2 protein-coding genes (1 of these 2 cut by a window edge) are annotated in these 18,554 nt (G+C 67.3%); both read left to right on the top strand.

Annotation, left to right across the window (positions count from 1 at the left end; translation table 11 throughout):
• The first annotated feature begins 42 nt into the window (after positions 1 to 42).
• Positions 43 to 11,952 carry a non-ribosomal peptide synthetase/type I polyketide synthase gene (locus QXK92_RS06100; RefSeq protein WP_306240772.1) on the top strand — a complete coding sequence of 3,970 codons (11,910 nt, stop codon included), beginning with the start codon at positions 43 to 45 and terminating at the stop codon, positions 11,950 to 11,952.
• Positions 11,939 to 18,554, top strand: the beginning of a protein-coding gene (locus QXK92_RS06095; RefSeq protein WP_306240771.1) for a non-ribosomal peptide synthase/polyketide synthase. Its footprint extends 16,193 nt past the window's final position; 6,616 of the gene's 22,809 nt are visible here — the first part of the coding sequence; its start codon is at positions 11,939 to 11,941; its stop codon lies off the right edge, out of view. Before QXK92_RS06100 ends, QXK92_RS06095 begins: the two co-directional genes overlap by 14 nt.

Below are 18,554 nucleotides of genomic sequence, written 5' to 3'. Positions count from 1 at the left end.
TCGTGCGCGGCTATGTCAGAAACGCCTGGCTCGGGGGGCGTCATGTCGCTGCTAGACCGGGTTCGGCAACTGGGGGCGCAAATCCCCGACGCCGCGGCCATCTCCTTCGTGAATGGTCAAGGTCGGGTCAGTGAGTCGGTGACTCGCGCGGGTGTGGTGACCGAGATGAATGAGGTGGCCGAGTTCCTCAGGGAGCGTTGCGGTCTGGCGCCCGGTGATCGGGCGTTGCTGGTGTATCCGCCTGGTTTGGACTTCGTGCGCAGCGTGCTGGGGTGCATGGCGGCGGGAGTGATTGCGGTGCCGGTGTATCCGCCGGATCCGTTCAACCCGCGAAAGTCCATCGATAGCTTTCGGCGGGTGGCGGCTGACTGTGGCGCCAATACGGTGCTGACCAGTCGGCGTTATGCCGGCGCCCGACGGTTGGGCGCGGCCAAATCGTTGGTGACCGCGAAATCGGTCGACTGGCCCGCCGGCCTTTCCTGGCATGTGACCTCGCGAGGGGTCGGTGGCCGCGTGCGTTCGGGCTCCGTCCCCGAAACAGTGCCGGATTGGGTCCCCGGCCCGGATACGCCGGCTCTACTGCAGTACACCTCGGGTTCGACCGCAGATCCCAAAGGTGTGGTGATCACCCATGGCAACCTGGCCCACCAGCTCGATTTCAACCGCAGGCTGCTGGGATTGGGGCTCGAGGCCCGGGCCGTGTTCTGGGTGCCGCCCTATCACGACTTCGGGCTTATCAGCGGCATCTTGAGCGCGTTGGCAGGCAATGCGGAGTTGACGATGATGTCGCCGCTGAGTTTTCTGCAGCGCCCCGCGCTGTGGTTTGAGGCCATGGATCGGGTGCGCGCGACCCATACCGCTGCCCCCAACTTCGGCTACGAGTTGGCGGTGCGCAGAACCACCGCTGAGCAGCGCGCTACGTGGGACCTGAGCTCGCTGCAGGTGGTGATGAGTGCTGCTGAACCGGTGCGCGCGGACACCACCGACCGCTTCCTGGACGCATTCGCGGTGACCGGATTGCGTCCGGACGCCTTCTGCCCGGCTTATGGTCTGGCCGAACACACCGTGGGAGTGACCGTCTGTGGGCGCTCGCGTATGCAGCTGGACCGCAACCAGCTCGAAAACCAGCGGATCGCTGCTGTCGGCGAGGGTTCCGATTCTCACGTGCTGATGGGATGTGGCAAGCCCACTGATGACATCGATGTGCGCATTGTGGACGGCGAGTCCGGTGCGGAACTGGGCGATGGGCAGGTCGGCGAGATCTGGGTGGATTCGCCGAGTAAGGCCGCCGGCTATTGGGGGGCCCCGGAGGCCAGCCGGGCTACCTTCCACGCTCGCTTGGCCGGCGCCGACGGCGGCCGCGGCTATCTGCGTACCGGCGATATGGGATTCCGCTACGACGGCGAGCTGTATGTGTGCGGACGCATCAAGGATCTGCTGATCACAGCCGGTCGCAACATCCATCCGCAAGATATCGAAGACAGCCTGCGCGATTGCCATCGCGCGATCAGGCCCGGTGGCATCGCGGCCTTCGCCGTCGAGGAAGGTGCCGGCGAAGCCGTGGCGGTCCTGGTGGAGGTACGCCGAGATGCTTCACCAGAGCTCCTGTCAGGGGTGGTTGAGGCCGTGCGGGCAGCGGTGTTGCGCGAGCACCAATTGCGTTGTGCGGTAGTGATTTTGGGGCCGCCGGGCAGCGTGAGCAAGACCACCAGCGGCAAGGTGCAGCGGTCCCGGTGCCGCGCGCGATTCCTTGACGGCAGCCTGCAGGCCCAAGCGTTGTTGGTGGATCGCTACACGGGCGAAGAAGTCAGCAGCGCCGTGCCGGTGCCCGAGGCGAATTCGCAGGCCGGCCGGACGGACGTGGCTGCCGGCAGCGGTGAGGCGCGCCGGGCCGGGCAGTTGATTGACACGGTGCGCCAACAGGCGGCCGCGGTCCTGGGTGTGAGTGTTGGCCTTGTCGAGGTCGACCGACCGTTAGGGGATCAGGGTCTCAGCTCGATCGGCGTCAGCGAGTTGGCCGCACGGCTGACCCGGGAGGTGGGCCGTGAGGTGTCCGCGGTGGAGGTTTTTGACCATCCCACCGTCGCGGGCTTGGCCGGGATGCTCGCTGTCAGTGCTGCCGAGCGGGTTGGCCCGCGCAGTACCGAACCCGGGGATGCTGAGGAGCCGATCGCCATCGTCTCAATGGCGTGTCGGACGCCGGGCGGGGTAAGAGATCCCGAGGGTTATTGGGCCCTGCTCGATCAGGGTCGTGATGCTATCGGCGGGTTGCCCGAGCGTTGGGATGCCGGGGACCTCTACGATCCGGATCCCGACGCGGTGGGCAAGACCTACGCCCGCGAGGGCGGTTTTTTGTCTGACGTGGAGTTTTTCGACGCGCAGTTTTTCGGCATCTCCGCGCGTGAGGCTACGGCGATGGACCCCCAGCAACGGTTGGTGCTGGAACTGGCTTGGGAGGCACTGGAACGTGCCGGCCTGCCCCCGGATGGGCTGGAGGGATCCGTCACCGGGGTGTATCTGGGCGTTCAATCCAGCGATTACGGTTCGGACGGGTATTCGTTGCGGGATCTGGACGGCTACCGCTTGACCGGGCGGACCATCAGCGCGGTCTCGGGGCGGGTGTCGTATGCGCTGGGTTTGCAGGGTCCGGCCATGACCGTGGATACGGCGTGTTCGTCGTCGCTGGTGGCCGTGCATCTGGCGGCGTCGGCGTTGCGGCAGGGTGAGTGTGATCTCGCGCTGGCCGGCGGCGTGCAGGTGATGTGCACCCCGGCAATGTTCGTGGAGTTCAGCCGGCTGCGCGCGGTGGCCCCGGACGGGCGGTGTAAAGCGTTCTCGGCTGCTGCTGATGGCGCGGGTTGGTCAGAGGGCGCCGGATTGGTGGTACTCAAACGGCTCCGCGATGCCCAGCGCGACGGGGACAGGGTGTTGGCGTTGATCCGGGGATCGGCGGTCAACCAGGACGGGCGAAGCCTGGGGTTGACTGCACCCAACGGATCCAGCCAGCAGCGCGTCATCCGGGCAGCCCTGCAGTCCAGCGGGTTGACCCCCGACGATATCGACGCGGTCGAGGCCCATGGCACCGGTACCGCGTTAGGGGACCCGGTCGAGGCCGGCGCCCTCGCGCAGGTGTTCGGGCCGACCCGCGACGCTGAGCGTCCGTTGTGGTTGGGCTCGTCGAAATCCAACATCGGTCACGCGCAGGCCGCCGCCGGGGTGCTGGGCGTAATCAAGATGGTGCTGGCTCTGCAATACGAGTGTTTGCCGAAAACTCTGCATGCGCACAAGCCCAGCGAGCACATCGATTGGGACGCAGGTGGGCTTTCCCTCCTGCAGCAGTCTCAGCCCTGGCCACACGACCGGGCGTCCGTGCGTCGTGCAGGGGTATCCAGTTTCGGTATCTCGGGCACCAACGCACATCTGATTCTGCAGGAGGCACCCCCGCCGGCGTCAGCGCCGGCTGCCGCGGAAGGTCCGCCAGATGTGCTGCGGTTCTGGCCGGTCTCGGCGCGTAGCGCTGCCGCGTTGAGCGATCAGGCCGATCGGCTTTACCAGCATGTGAGCGCGAATCCGGAGCTGGACCTCACCGACGTGGCCTACAGCTTGGCCACCACCCGCACCCACCATCCGTATCGGGCCGCGATCACCGTGGCCGGCGCCGGCGTTGACCCGCGCGCGGAGGTGTTGGCGGCATTGACCGCGCTGCGTGCGCAGCGGCCTCATCCCGCTTTGAGTCGTCATCAGCTGGTCGCGCAGGGCGGCCGCCTCGTCTTCGTATTCCCTGGCCAGGGCGCTCAGTATCCGGCCATGGCCGCGGGGCTCTACCAGCAGCACCACGTGTTTGCGCGTGCGGTGGATGCGTGTGATCGGGCGCTGCAACCGTGGACTGGTTGGTCGGTGCGCGATGTGATCTGTCAGCGCCCCGAGTCTGCCTCGTTGGAGCGGGTGGATGTGATTCAGCCGGTGCTGTTTGCGGTGATGGTCGCGCTCGCCGAAGTGCTGGAGAGCTACGGGATCGTGCCCGACGCGGTGCTTGGGCATTCCCAGGGAGAGATCGCCGCCGCGTATGTGGCCGGGGCGCTTCCGCTGGAACAGGCTGCGCAGGTGGTGGCGCTGCGCAGTCGCGCGCTCACGCGGCTGTCCGGTGCCGGGGCGATGGCGTCGGTGCTGCTACCCGTCGAGCAACTGCGGTCGCGGTTGCACCGTTGGGGTGGCGCGGTCAGTATTGCCGCGGTCAACGGCCCCGCACACGCGGTGGTGAGCGGTGACGTTGACGCGGTGACCAGGTTCATCGATGCCTGCGATGGTGACGGCATCCAGATCCGCCGTCTCGCGGTGGATTACGCGTCGCACTCAGCTCAGGTTGAAGCACTGCGCCCACAGCTCCTGCACGAGCTGGCCGGTTTGACGCCACAGCCTGCACGCATACCGCTGTATTCCACGGTGCAGAGCGTCGGGTCGGGTGAGTCCTTGGACACCACCACCATGAACGCCGACTACTGGTATGCCAACCTGCGGGAACCGGTCCGCTTCCATGACGGCGTGCTCGCGCTGCTCGGCCGCGGCGAGCGCACGTTTGTCGAACTGTCGGCGCATCCCGTGTTGGCTCCAGGGATCACCGACACCCTGGCCGGTGTCGCTGAACGGACCTGCTCGGCGGTGATCACCACGCTGCGTCGCGACCGGCCCGATGTGGACAGCCTCAACGCGGCGTTGGCCGCGTTGCACATCCATGGGCACAGCCCGTCCTGGCGGCGTCTTTACCCGCATGCCAACACGGTGGGGTTGCCGACTTATCCGTTCGAGCGTCGTCGTTACTGGCTGACCCCCACCCCGGCCGTCGACGTCAGCGCTGCGGGGCTGGGCGCTGTTGAGCATCCGCTGTTGGGTGCTGTCAGCGAGCTGGCCGGTCAAGACCAGGTCATGCTCAGCGGACGGTTGTCGTGCGGCACGCAGGGCTGGCTGGCCGGTCATCGGGTCGGCGACGGTGTGGAGTTCCCAGCGGCCGGATTGATCGATCTGGCGTTGGCCGCCGGCGTAACGGCCGGGTGCCCGGTCATCGAGGAGTTGGTGGTGCATACCGCGCTGCGGCTTGCTGAGCGTGGGCCCACCGATCTGCAGATCCTGGTCCAGCCCGCTGATCCTGACGGGCGGCGGGCTTTTGACGTGCACTCCCGGGCCAGTGGGCAGCGGGGTCCTTGGACGTTGCATGCCGGCGGGGTGTTCAGTCCGCAGCAGCCCGTGGCGCCGGCCGCGCTGTCGTTGGCGGCCGTGGAGGCTATCGACTCCGACGGCTTCTATGAGGGATTGGCTGGTCACGGTCTGGATTGCGGTGGGTTGTTTCGGTCGGTGCGCGGTGTCGGATACGACCCGGCCTGCCCGGATGTGGTGTGCGCCGAGGTCGAACTGCCCGCCGGCACCGACGTCGACGGCTACGGCATCCACCCGGCGTTGCTGGATGCGGCGCTGCAACCGCTGGCGGTGTTTGACCGCACCGGTCTGGATGCCCAGCCTGCGGTGTTGCGGGTGCCGTTCGCGTTTGCCGGAGTGAGGTTGTTCGCGACGGCGGCCACCCGGTTGTACGTGCAACTCGTGCGCACGGGCGCGGATCGGTACCGTCTGCAGGCCGTGGATCCCGCCGGAGCGGCGGTGGTCAGCATCGACTCGCTGAGTGTTCGTGAACTGCCCGACACGATCGCCGAGCCCGTCGCGACGGACGTCCCCGGCTTGTTGGAGCTGTCCTGGCTTGCGGTGCCGGAGAACACCTTCGCGCTGCCTGCCGCCGCGCCGGGATGGATGGTGCTCGGCCATCAGTGTGATCGACTGCCGGCCGGATTGCACCAGCACCGGATCTACGCCGATGTGACCCACCCCGACCTGGGTCAGGCCGACGGGGTGGTGTGGGCGTTGGGGTTGTCCGATCCACCCGGCGACGCCCATGTGCTGCCTGAGGTGCATGCGCTGACCCGCAAAGCCCTTGCCGGACTGCAGGTTTGGCTGGCGCGTCCGGACACCGTGAATATTCCGTTGGTTGTGGTGACCCGTCGGGCGGTGCGGGTCAGCGTCGAGGACGGCCACCCGGATCTGGCTCAAGCCGCGTTGTGGGCCTTGATCCACAGCGCCCAAAACGAGCATCCGGGCCGCATCAGGCTGGTGGATATCGACGACAGCGCCGACTCCGGTGAGATCTTGATGACCGTCCTGTCACGGCGATCGGGTGCTGAGCCACAGCTGGTTGTGCGCGGCGGTGTTGTTCATGTTGCTCGCGTGGTCCGAACCCCGCAGCCGGCACCGCCGCACAGCCCCGGTAGACGTCATTCGACGGTCTTCGATCCCGATGGCACGGTGTTGATCACCGGTGGCACCGGAATGTTGGGCGGGCTTTTCGCCGAGCATCTGGTGACCCACTACGGCGTGCGCCATCTGCTGTTGGTCTCACGCCAGGGGCCGGCAGCATCGGGTGCGGGCGAACTGCAGCGGCGGCTGACCCAACTAGGCGCCCGGGTCACCATCGCTGCTTGTGATGTGACCGAGCCCGCCGAGGTCAGCGCGTTGCTGGCGGCTATCCCTTCCGCGCATCGGTTGCGTGCGGTGATCCATACCGCCGCGGTGCTCGATGATGCCCTGGTCAGCGACATGACCAGTGCGCAACTGGACGCGGTTCTGGCTGCCAAGGCCGACAGTGCCTGGCATCTGCACCGCCTGACCGCTGAGCTGGAACTGGATGCGTTCGTCGTGTTCTCGTCGGCCGCAGGAGTATTGGGTGGCCCCGGTCAAGCCAACTACGCCGCCGCCAACGCTTTCCTCGACGCGCTGGCTCAGCTGCGTCATTACCGCCGGCTTCCGGCCACCAGTTTGGCTTGGGGCTACTGGCAGACCGCCTCGGCAGCGACGGCGCAGGTGGGCTTGATCGAGCGGGCCCGTTTCACCCGCACCGGTATGACCCCGATCAGCACCAGCGATGGCCTGGCCCTCTTCGATGCCGCGCTGGCCTCTGGTAAGCCCGCCTTGATCACTGCTCCGATCAGCGCGTCGGCGTTAGACCACCTGGCACGCACCAACGCGTTGCCCGCAATCCTGTCCGCATTGACCACCACCTTGCGCCAGGCCGCGCGCGTCGGCTCCGACACGTTGACCGCCCGGCTGGCCGGATCCACGCCCGACCAACAACTCGCCACGTTAACCGCCCTGGTGACCAGCACCACCGCCAGCGTGTTGGCGCACCCCGATCCGGCTGCACTTGATCCCGGGCGGCCGTTCAAGGACCTCGGTATCGATTCGCTGACCGCCCTGGAACTGCGCAACACCTTGTCGGCGCAAACCGGGCTGGCCCTGCCGGCCGGCCTGGTCCTGGACCAGCCCACCCCCGCCGCACTGGCCACCCACCTGGTCGGGCTGCTCACCGCCGCGACCACACGACCCGAGTACCAACCCCTCGAGGGGGCCGGGGGCTCCCCACAGCCCCCACCGTTACCGCTGACGCGGCCGCAACGCGACGTCTGGTTTGCTGACGAAACGAGCACTATGGACGCCGAGTGGCAGGTCGGCATGTTCGTGGCCATTGACGGCTTGCTCGATGCCGATGTGCTCAACGTAGCGATCCGGCGGGCCGTGCACGATGCCGAACCGGTGCGAGTCGCAGTTTTCGAGGAAGACGGTCGTGTCGTTCAGCAGGTAATGGACTACTCGACCGTCGAAACGGAATTTCACGACCTTCGCCACGAACAGCATCCGGTGCGGGAAGTCCATCGGCTGGCATCGGAAATACAGAAGACGCCGATGCCGTTGACAGGCCCACTATTCAAATTCGCGTTGATGCGGACGCGGGTCGATGGATTTTATCTATTCCTCTGCGGCCATCACATCGTGATGGACGGATATAGCATGGGGCTTCTCATCAATCGGATTGCCACCGTCTATTCCGCTGTTGTTCGCGGCACTTCTATCCCACCCTCGCCGTTTGGTTCGTTGCGGGACATGGTGGACGGTGAACTGCAGTACGAAGCATCCGACGACTATGCGCGGGATCGGGCTTACTGGACCGACAACCTGCCCCGGGAAACCACCTCGTCATTGACGTTGCCACCGGCTTCCTCCCAGCAGGTGTGGACGCCTGCGCTGCCGGTGCAACTGGATCCCGTGGTCGTGGCGCGCATCCAAGAGGTGGCCGGCCGGTCGGACATCAGCCAACAGGCGCTGATCACCGCGGCGTGTGCCCTGCTGATTCATAGCTGGTACGCGGCCGGCTCGGAGATGGTGATCGACTTTCCGGTCAGCAGGCGGGTGAGTCCGGAATCGCATACGTTTGCTGGAATGGTCGCCGGCTGGGTGCCGCTGGTGTTGCAGGCATCTCCGGAATTCAGCGTTGCCGACTTTTGGGAGCACGTCGACCAACGGTTGCAGCAAGCGATACATCACCAGAGATTTCCGGTGCACGCTCTGGAGGGACGGGCCGGTCTTCGCGCTACCGCGCAGCCGCAGAACCGGGCGTGGATCAATTTCATTCCATTCACGACTCCGGCGCCGTTTCACAACGCGACGGTGTCGGCGGTGTACAGCAGCCGTGCGGTATCCGGGCGTTTCAACTTTGTCTTTGCCAGGGCCGGCGGCCGGCTTTTCTTCAGCACCGAAGGCCACGGGCCATTGTCGGTCTTCACCGTCCCTGAGTTGGCGAGACAGCTGGAAAGTCTGGTGATGGCGATGGCCGCCGACCCGGCTCGGCGGTTGTCGTCGATCGATGTGCTGGATGAGTCTGAGCATGCCCGGCTGAATGGGTGGGGTCACCGGGCGGTGTTGACCCATTGGCTTGCCCCGGCGGTGTCGATTCCAGCGTTGTTCGCCGAGCAGTGTGCGCGCACCCCGGAGGCGGTGGCGGTCAGCTGCCAGGGTCGCGGCCTGACGTACCGGGAGCTGGAGGAAGCCTCGAACCGGTTGGCGCATTTGTTGTTTGACGGGGGTGTGGGAGCGGGGGATGTGGTGGCGCTGCTGGTGTCACGGTCGGCCGACGCGGTCGTGGCGATGCTGGCGGTGCTTAAGACCGGGGCGGCGTACTTGCCGGTTGATCCGGGGCTGCCGGCGGCGCGGATCGGGTTCATGCTCGCCGATGCGGCGCCGGTGGCCGTGCTCACCACCGCTGGGTTGGCTGATCGGCTGGCGGGGTTGGACCTGGCCGTCATCGATGTCGAGGACCCCCGCATCGACGGCTACCCGCACACCGCCTTGCCCGGGCCAGCTGCGGAGGATGTCGCGTATCTGCTCTACACCTCGGGCAGTTCCGGGGTGCCTAAAGCTGTGGCGGTCACCCATCGCAGTGTTGTCGGACTCGTCGATTCCCATGAGGGTGCGGGGCGGGTGTGGGCGCAGTCGCATTCGTTGAGTTTCGACGCGTCGGTGGAAGAGATTTGGGGCGCGCTGCTGGGTGGGGGTCGGTTGGTGGTGGTGCCTGAGGAGGTGGGCCGCTCGCCGGCGGACTTGCACGACCTGCTGGTGGCGGAGCAGGTCGATGTGCTCAGTCAGACCCCCTCGGCGGTGGCGGCGTTGGACCCTGCGGGGTTGGGGTCGACGGCGTTGTTGGTGGCTGGTGAGGCGTGTCCGGCCGGGGTGGTGGAGCGGTGGGCGCCGGGGCGGGTGCTGGTCAATGCTTACGGCCCGACGGAGACGACGGTGTGTGCCACGCGCAGTGCGCCGTTGAGTGTGGGGTCGGGGTCGCCGCCGATTGGTGCCCCGATTTCGGGTGCGGCGGTGTTTGTGCTGGATGGGTGGTTGCGGCCGGTGCCGGTGGGGGTGGTCGGGGAGTTGTATGTGGCTGGTGCGGGGGTGGGGGTTGGGTATTGGCGTCGGGCGGGGTTGACCGGGTCGCGGTTTGTGGCGTGTCCGTTCGGGGGGCCGGGGGCGCGCATGTACCGCACCGGGGATCTGGTGTGCTGGCGCCCGGACGGGCAGCTGGACTATCTCGGGCGCGCCGATGAGCAGGTCAAAATCCGCGGTTACCGCATCGAACTCGGGGAGGTCCGCGCCGCCCTGGCCGCCCTGGATGAGGTGCAGCAGGCCGTCGTCATCGCCCGCGAAGACCACCCCGGGCACAAGCGCCTGGTCGGCTACGTCACCGGCACGGGGGAGCCGGCCATGCTGCGCGCCGGGCTGGCCGAACTGCTGCCGGCCTACATGGTGCCCTCCGCCGTGGTGGTGCTCGACGCCCTGCCGCTGACACCCCACGGCAAGCTCGACACCCGCGCTCTGCCCGCCCCCGAATACCAAGGTGCAGGCCAGTATCGCGCCCCGGCCACCCCCACCGAGGAGATCCTGGCCGGCATCTACGCCCGGGTCCTCGGAGTCGAGCAGGTTGGGGTTGATGACTCATTTTTTGAGTTGGGCGGGGACAGCATTTCGTCCATGCAGGTGGTGTCGCAGGCTCGCAATGCCGGCCTGTCGTTGAGGCCTCGGGATGTTTTCGGGGAGCAGACCGTAGCGGGACTGGCTCGCGTGGCCGGGATCGTCGACGGTCGGGGTACCGAGGATGACGGCGTTGGGCCGGTGTTGACGACCCCCATCATGTGTTGGCTGCGCGGTATGCAGGGCCCGGTGGAGCAGTTCAACCAGACGATGGTGGTTCAGGCCCCCCATGGGGTCAGCGAGACCGACGTGGTGGTGGTGTTGCAGGCCTTGCTGGATCGCCACGCCATGTTGCGGCTGCGCGCCGACAATTGGGGCGTTGCCGGGTCCAGCGAGTGGTCATTGACGGTGCCCGAGGCGGGCTCGCTGCAAGCGCAGCGGTGCCTCCACACAGTGGACGCCTTGTCCGAGTCCGCGCTGGTGACGGCTCAGTCGCGGTTGGACCCGGCGGCCGGGGTGATGCTCAGCGCGCTGTGGGTGGCCGACCGTGGTCAGCTGGCGCTGATCATTCACCATCTGGCCGTCGACACGGTGTCGTGGCACATCCTGCTCGAAGATCTCAACATCGCCTGGGCCCAGCACCACAGCGGACAGCCGATCGTCCTGCCGGCAGGCGGAACGTCGTTTGCCCGGTGGGCGACGCATCTGGCCGTATACGCACGCACACCGGTGGTGGTTGCCCAGGCCGAGGCGTGGCGGCCGGTCGCCTCGACCCCGGCCGCACTGCCGGCGGTGCAACCTGCGGTGGATACCTTTGCCACCGCCGGGCATTTGTCCTTGTCGCTGGATGCCGAGACCACCCGGATGCTGCTCGGGGAGGTTCCTGCGGCGTTTCATGCCGGGGTGCAAGACATTTTGCTGATCGCGTTCGGCTTGGCGTTGGCGGAGTTTTTGGGTACTGGTGACGCGCCGATCGGCATCGACGTCGAGGGACACGGGCGCCACGAGGAATTAGCGCCCGATGTGGACCTGTCACGCACGGTGGGATGGTTCACTACCAAATACCCGGTGTCGTTGGCCGTCGGCGGGCTGGGCTGGGCGAACGTGACCGCAGGGCAGGCTGCGTTGGGGGCGGTGGTCAAGGACGCCAAAGAGCAGCTGCGGGCCCTGCCCGACCCCCTCAGCTACGGGGTGTTGCGCTATCTGAACGCCGAGGTTGCGCTGGCCGGTCCTGACCCGCGGATCGGGTTCAACTACCTGGGCCGGCTGGGCGCGCCGACCGGCCTTTCCGACGACTTGTGGCACATCAGTTTGGAGGGCCTATCCTCGATCGGCGCGGCCGCGGCCATACCCATGGCGTTGGCGCACACCGTGGAGCTCAACGCCGCCACCGTGGAGACCGACGCCGGCCCGCAGCTGCACGCCAACTGGACGTGGGCGCCATCGGCAATCGATCACGCCAAGGTGAGCCGGTTGGGCCGGTTGTGGTTTGAGGCTCTGACCGGTATCTGCGCGCACGTGCGCGGTGGTGGGGGTGGGTTGACGCCGTCGGATGTCGCGCTTACCCAGCTGAGCCAGCAGCAGATCGCCGAACTTGAGCGGCAATATGCGGATAGCTGACGTTCTGCCGTTGACCCCGCTGCAGCAGGGGTTGCTGTTTCATGCGAACACTGCGCGGGCCGGCGAGGACGTGTACGCGGTGCAGCTCGACGTCACCGTGACCGGTCCTCTAGACCCCCACCGACTGCGCGACGCGGTGCACACGGTGATGAACCGCCATCCGAACCTGGCCGCTCGATTCAGCGCACAGTTCGACAAGCCGGTGCAGATCATTCCGGCCGATCCCGAGGCGCCGTGGCGTTACGTCGACCTGGACACCGGAAACCCCGACATCGACATCGACGAGCAGGTCCAGCGGGTGTGTGCCGCCGAACGCGCCGCGGTCTGCGATCTGGCCGACCACCCGGCACTTCGGGTGGCATTGATCCGCACCGCACCCGATCGGCACCGGCTGGTTTTCACGAATCACCACATCGTGATGGATGGCTGGTCGATGCCGATCCTGCTGCGGGAACTATTCGCCAGTTATTACGGCCAGTGGCTACCCGCGGCCGGGTCGTATCGCAGCTTTGTCACCTGGCTGGCCAATCAGGACCTCGATGCCGCTCGCGCGGCCTGGGGCGACGTCTTCGCCGGCTTCGAGGCCCCCACCTTGGTGGGTCCGCCACGCCGGTTGGGGCCGGGGCGGCGCGGCATGGCATCGCATCGGGTGGCTGAGCAAACCACGCGGGCCATTACCGAACTGGCGCGCTCGCACCACACCACCGTCAACATCGTGCTGCAGGGCGCCTTCGCGCAACTGTTGTGCCAGCTGACCGGCCGGCACGATGTCGCGTTCGGCACCGCAGTCTCCGGGCGGCCCGATGAGGTGCCCGGCGCGGAATCGATTGTGGGTCTGTTCATCAACACGGTGCCGGTCCGGGGGCGCATCACCCCGGCAACCACCACCGCCGACCTGCTCGATCAGCTGCAACGCGCCCACACCCACACCGTGGAGCACCAGCACCTGGCGTTGAGCGAGATCCACCGCATCACCGGCCACGAGCAACTTTTCGACACATTCTTCGTCTACGAAAACTTCCCGATCGACACCAGCGCATTGGTGAGCAGCGACGGGTTGGCCGTCGCTGACTTCACCATTCGCGAACACAACCACTACCCGCTGACCGTGCTGACCGCCCCGGGCAATGAGCTGGGCCTTCGTGTCGAATTCGACACCGACGTTTTCGATGCGGCGAGCGTTGAGGCGTTGGTTGGGCGGTTGGGGCGGGTGTTGGTGGCGATGGCTGCTGACCCGGCCCGGCGGGTGTCGTCTCTTGATTTGTTGGGTGTGGATGAGCACGCCCGGCTGGATGGGTGGGGTAATCGGGCGGTGCTGACTGCGTCGGCGGCGTCGGCGGCGGTGTCGATTCCAGCGTTGTTCGCCGCCCAGGTCGCGTTGACGCCGGAGGCGGTGGCGGTCAGTTTCCGGGGTGGCTGTTTGTCCTACCGGGAGTTGGATGAGGCGGCGAACCGGTTGGCGCACTTGCTGTGTGACCAGGGTGTGGGGCCGGGGGATGTGGTGGGGCTGTTGGTGGAGCGTTCGGCGCAGGCGGTCGTGGCGATGGTGGGGGTGCTGAAGTCTGGGGCGGCGTATGTGCCGATTGATGTGGGGTGGCCGGCGGCGCGGGTGGGGTTTGTGCTTGCTGATGCTGCTCCGGTGGCGGTGCTGACCAGCGTGGGGTTGGCTGATCGGCTGGCCGGCTCGGACGTGGCGGTGATCGATATCGCCGATCCCCGCGTCCGGGACTGCGCGGGGATCGGTTTGTCGGGGCCTTCCCCTGAGGATGTGGCGTATTTGATTTACACGTCGGGCACGACGGGGGTGCCTAAGGGGGTGGCTACGACTCATCGCAATGTGACTCAGTTGTTGGGGTCGGTGCCGGTGGATGTGGAGCGGGCGGGGGTGTGGTCGCAGTGGCATTCCTATGCCTTTGACGCCTCGGTGTGGGAGATCTTCGGTGCGTTGTTGGGTGGGGGGCGGTTGGTGGTGGTGCCCGAGGAGGTGACTCGTTCACCGCAGGATTTTCACGCTTTGCTGGCCGCGGAGCGGGTCAGTGTGTTGAGTCAGACGCCGTCTGCGGTGGGGGGGTTGTCGCCGCAGGGGTTGGGGTCGGTGGCGTTGGTGTTGGGTTCGGAGTTCTGTCCGGGTGAGGTGGTGGATCGGTGGGCGCCGGGGCGGGTGGTGGTCAACACCTACGGTCCGACGGAGACGACGATGTGGGCGTCGGTCACGCCGGCGTTGGTGGCGGGCTCGGGGGTGCCGCCGATCGGCTCGCCCGTCCCGGGGGCGGCGTTTTTTGTGCTGGATGGGTGGTTGCGGCCGGTGCCGGTGGGGGTGGTGGGGGAGTTGTATGTGGCGGGTGCGGGGGTGGGTGCCGGGTATTGGCGGCGGGCGGGGTTGACCGGGTCGCGGTTTGTGGCGTGCCCGTTCGGGGGTTCCGGGAGACGCATGTATCGGACCGGGGATTTGGTGTGTTGGGGTGCTGATGGGCAGTTGCGGTATGTGGGGCGTGCCGATGAGCAGGTCAAGATCCGCGGGTATCGGATCGAGTTGGGTGAGGTCCGCGCGGCGCTGGCCGGTGTGGCCGGGGTGGATCAAGCGGTCGTCATCGCCCGCGAGGACCGCCCCGGGCACAGGCGCCTGGTGGGGTACGTCACCGGGCCGGTGGAGCCGGCCGCGGTGCGTGCCGCGCTGGCTGAGCGGCTGCCGGCCTACATGGTTCCGGCGGCGGTGGTGGTGCTTGAGGCGCTGCCGCTGACAGCGAACGGCAAACTCGACACGCGCGCCCTGCCTGCCCCCGAATACCAGGATGTCGATCGTTACCGCGTCCCGGCCACGCCGACCGAGGAGATCCTGGCTGGGATCTACGCCCATGTTTTGGGTGTGGCGCGGGTCGGGGTGGATGACTCGTTTTTCGACCTGGGCGGGGATTCATTGTCGGCGATGCGCCTGGTCGCCGCGATCAACACCGCATTGGACGCCGGCCTGTCGGTGCGCACGGTCTTCGAAACCCCCACGGTTGGCCAGTTGGCGCGGCATGTCAGTGCGGGTTCGGGTCGGCGTGAGCCCTTGGTGGCCGCGGTGCGCCCTGACGTGGTGCCGTTGTCATTCGCCCAGCAGCGGCTGTGGTTCCTCGAACAGTTGCAGGGACCCTCGCCTGTCTACAACATGGCGGCCGCGCTGCGGCTGCGGGGAAGGCTGGATGCCCAGGCGCTGGGTGCCGCACTAGCCGATGTGCTCGGGCGTCATGAAAGCCTGCGCACGCTTTACCCGGCGCCTGGCGGTGTGCCCCAGCAGTTGGTGGTGTCGCCTGAAGGGGCGGATTTCGGTTGGCATGTCGTCGACGCCGCCGGTTGGCCAGCGGGCCGGCTGGAAGCGGCCATCGAGGCAGCCACACGCTATGCGTTCGACCTTGCGACCGAGATCCCTTTGCGCGCAGAGCTTTTCCGGATCAACGACGACGAGCATGTGCTGGTGGCCGTGGTCCACCACATCGCCGCGGACGGCGGATCGCTGAGGCCGCTGGTGGGTGATCTGGGGGTGGCGTATGCCAGCCGATGTATTGGACAGGCGCCGACCTGGGCGTCGTTGCCGGTGCAGTACGCCGACTACACGCTGTGGCAGCGGGCGCAATTGGGCGATCTCGCCGATCCCCACAGCGCGATTGCCGCACAGCTGGGGTACTGGGAGCAGGCCCTGGCCGAGCTGCCCGAACGCCTGGAGCTGCCCACCGATCGGCCCTATCCTCTGGTGGCCGACCATCGCGGCGCCAGCGTCGAGGTGGACTGGCCGGCTGAACTGCATCAACAGGTGGCCGGGGCGGCCCGGGAACACAATGCGACCAGTTTCATGGTGGTGCAGGCCGGGTTAGCGGTGCTGCTGGCGTCACTGAGTGGCAGCACCGACGTGGCGGTCGGGTTCCCGATCTCCGGGCGCGGCGATCAGGCGCTCGACGGGTTGGTGGGGCTTTTCGTCAACACCCTGGTGCTTCGTGTTGATCTGGCCGCGGATCTCACCGTCGCCGAGTTGCTGGCCCAAGTGCGCCAGCGCAGCCTGGCCGCCTACGAAAATCAAGACGTGCCCTTCGAGGTCCTCGTCGAGCGGCTCAACCCCACCCGAAGTCTGACCCATCACCCGCTGATCCAGGTGATGCTGGCTTGGCAGAACTTCGGCGACCTCACCAACCAGCCCGCCGCCGAACTCAACCTCGCAGGACTGAACATCACCGCCCTGCCCGTGGATACCCAAGCCGCCCGTATGGATTTGGCGTTTTCGCTGGCCGAGCGTTTCACCGAGGCCGGTGAGCCCGCCGGCATCGGCGGAACGGTCGAGTTTCGCACCGATGTGTTCAACGCCGGAAGCATCGAAATCCTCGTCGAACGCCTCCGACGAGTGCTGGTGGCGATGACCGCCAATACCACCACCCGGCTGTCCGGGATCGATCTGCTCGACGAGGAGGAGCACATCCGCCTGGACCGGCTGGGCAATCGGGCGGTGTTGAGTGTGCCGGGCCCTGGGTCGGTGTCGATTCCGGGGTTGTTGGCTGCGCAGGTGGCGCGGGCGCCGGAGGCGGTGGCGGTCAGTTTCCGGGGTGGCTGTTTGTCCTACCGGGAGTTGGATGAGGCGGCGAACCGGTTGGCGCACTTGCTGTGTGACCAGGGTGTGGGGCCGGGAGATGTGGTGGGGCTGTTGGTGGAGCGTTCGGCGCAGGCGGTCGTGGCGATGGTGGGGGTGCTGAAATCGGGGGCTGCCTACCTGCCGATTGACCCGGGGTGGCCGGCGGCGCGGGTGGGGTTTGTGCTCGCCGATGCCGCCCCGCTGGCCGCGATCACCTCGGCCGGCCTGCGGTCGCGGCTGGACGGGTCCGGCCTGCTGGTAATCGATGTCGAAGATCCCCGCATCGGCACCTACCCGGGCACGGGGCTACCGGCCCCGGCCGCTGACGATGTCGCCTACCTGATTTACACGTCGGGCACGACGGGGGTGCCTAAGGGGGTGGCTACGACTCATCGCAATGTGACTCAGTTGTTGGGGTCGGTGCCGGTGGATGTGGAGCGGGCGGGGGTGTGGTCGCAGTGGCATTCCTATGCCTTTGACGCCTCGGTGTGGGAGATCTTCGGTGCGTTGTTGGGTGGGGGGCGGTTGGTGGTGGTGCCCGAGGAGGTGACTCGGTCACCGCAGGATTTTCACGCTTTGCTGGCCGCGGAGCGGGTCAGTGTGTTGAGTCAGACGCCGTCTGCGGTGGGGGGGTTGTCGCCGCAGGGGTTGGGGTCGGTGGCGTTGGTGTTGGGTTCGGAGTTCTGTCCGGGTGAGGTGGTGGATCGGTGGGCGCCGGGGCGGGTGGTGGTCAACACCTACGGTCCGACGGAGACGACGATGTGGGCGTCGGTCACGCCGGCGTTGGTGGCGGGCTCGGGGGTGCCGCCGATCGGCTCGCCCGTCCCGGGGGCGGCGTTTTTTGTGCTGGATGGGTGGTTGCGGCCGGTGCCGGTGGGGGTGGTGGGGGAGTTGTATGTGGCGGGTGCGGGGGTGGGTGTCGGGTATTGGCGGCGGGCGGGGTTGACCGGGTCGCGGTTTGTGGCGTGCCCGTTCGGGGGTTCCGGGAGGCGCATGTATCGGACCGGGGATTTGGTGTGTTGGGGTGCTGATGGGCAGTTGCGGTATGTGGGGCGTGCCGATGAGCAGGTCAAGATCCGCGGGTATCGGATCGAGTTGGGTGAGGTGCGCGCGGCGCTGGCCGGTGTGGCCGGGGTGGATCAAGCGGTCGTCATCGCCCGCGAGGACCGCCTCGGCGATAAGCGCCTGGTGGGGTACGTCACCGGGCCGGTGGAGCCGGCCGCGGCGCGTGCCGCGCTGGCTGAGCGGCTGCCGGCCTACATGGTTCCGGCGGCGGTGGTGGTGCTTGAGGCGCTGCCGCTGACAGCGAACGGCAAACTCGACACGCGCGCCCTGCCTGCCCCCGAATACCAGGATGTCGATCGCTACCGCGCCCCGGCCACGCCCACCGAGGAGATCCTGGCTGGGATCTACGCCCACGTTTTGGGTGTGGCGCGGGTCGGGGTCGACGACTCGTTCTTCGACCTGGGCGGGGATTCATTGTCGGCGATGCGCCTGGTCGCCGCGATCAACACCGCATTGGACGCCGGCCTGTCGGTGCGCACGGTCTTCGAAGCGCCCACGGTCGCGGGGCTGGCAGCCCGGATCGGCGAGGGTGGGGGCGGGCTGGCACCGCTGGTGGCGGTGGAGCGGCCTTCGGTGGTGCCGTTGTCGTTTGCGCAGTCCCGGTTGTGGTTCCTTGACCAGTTGCACGGGCCTTCGCCGGTCTACAACATGGCGGCCGCGCTGCGGCTGCGGGGAAGGCTGGATGCCCAGGCGTTGGGTGCGGCACTAGCCGATGTGGTGGCCCGCCAGGAAAGTCTGCGCACGCTTTACCCGGCGGCCGACGGGGTTCCGTGCCAGCTGGTCATCCCCGCCGAGCAGGCCGACTGTGATTGGCAGGTCATTGATGCCGCCGGTTGGCCGGCGGACCGGTTGGGCGCGGCCATTGGCGCGGTGGCGGCTCACCGTTTCGATCTGGCGGCCGAGATCCCTTTGCAGGTAAGGCTTTTCCGGATTGCCG

Origin of the sequence: Mycobacterium sp. TY815 (assembly GCF_030755135.1) — a bacterium.
Lineage (GTDB): Bacteria > Actinomycetota > Actinomycetes > Mycobacteriales > Mycobacteriaceae > Mycobacterium.
Note: the sequence above shows the minus strand (reverse complement) of the source record. Positions and strands in the feature narration are given on the sequence as shown.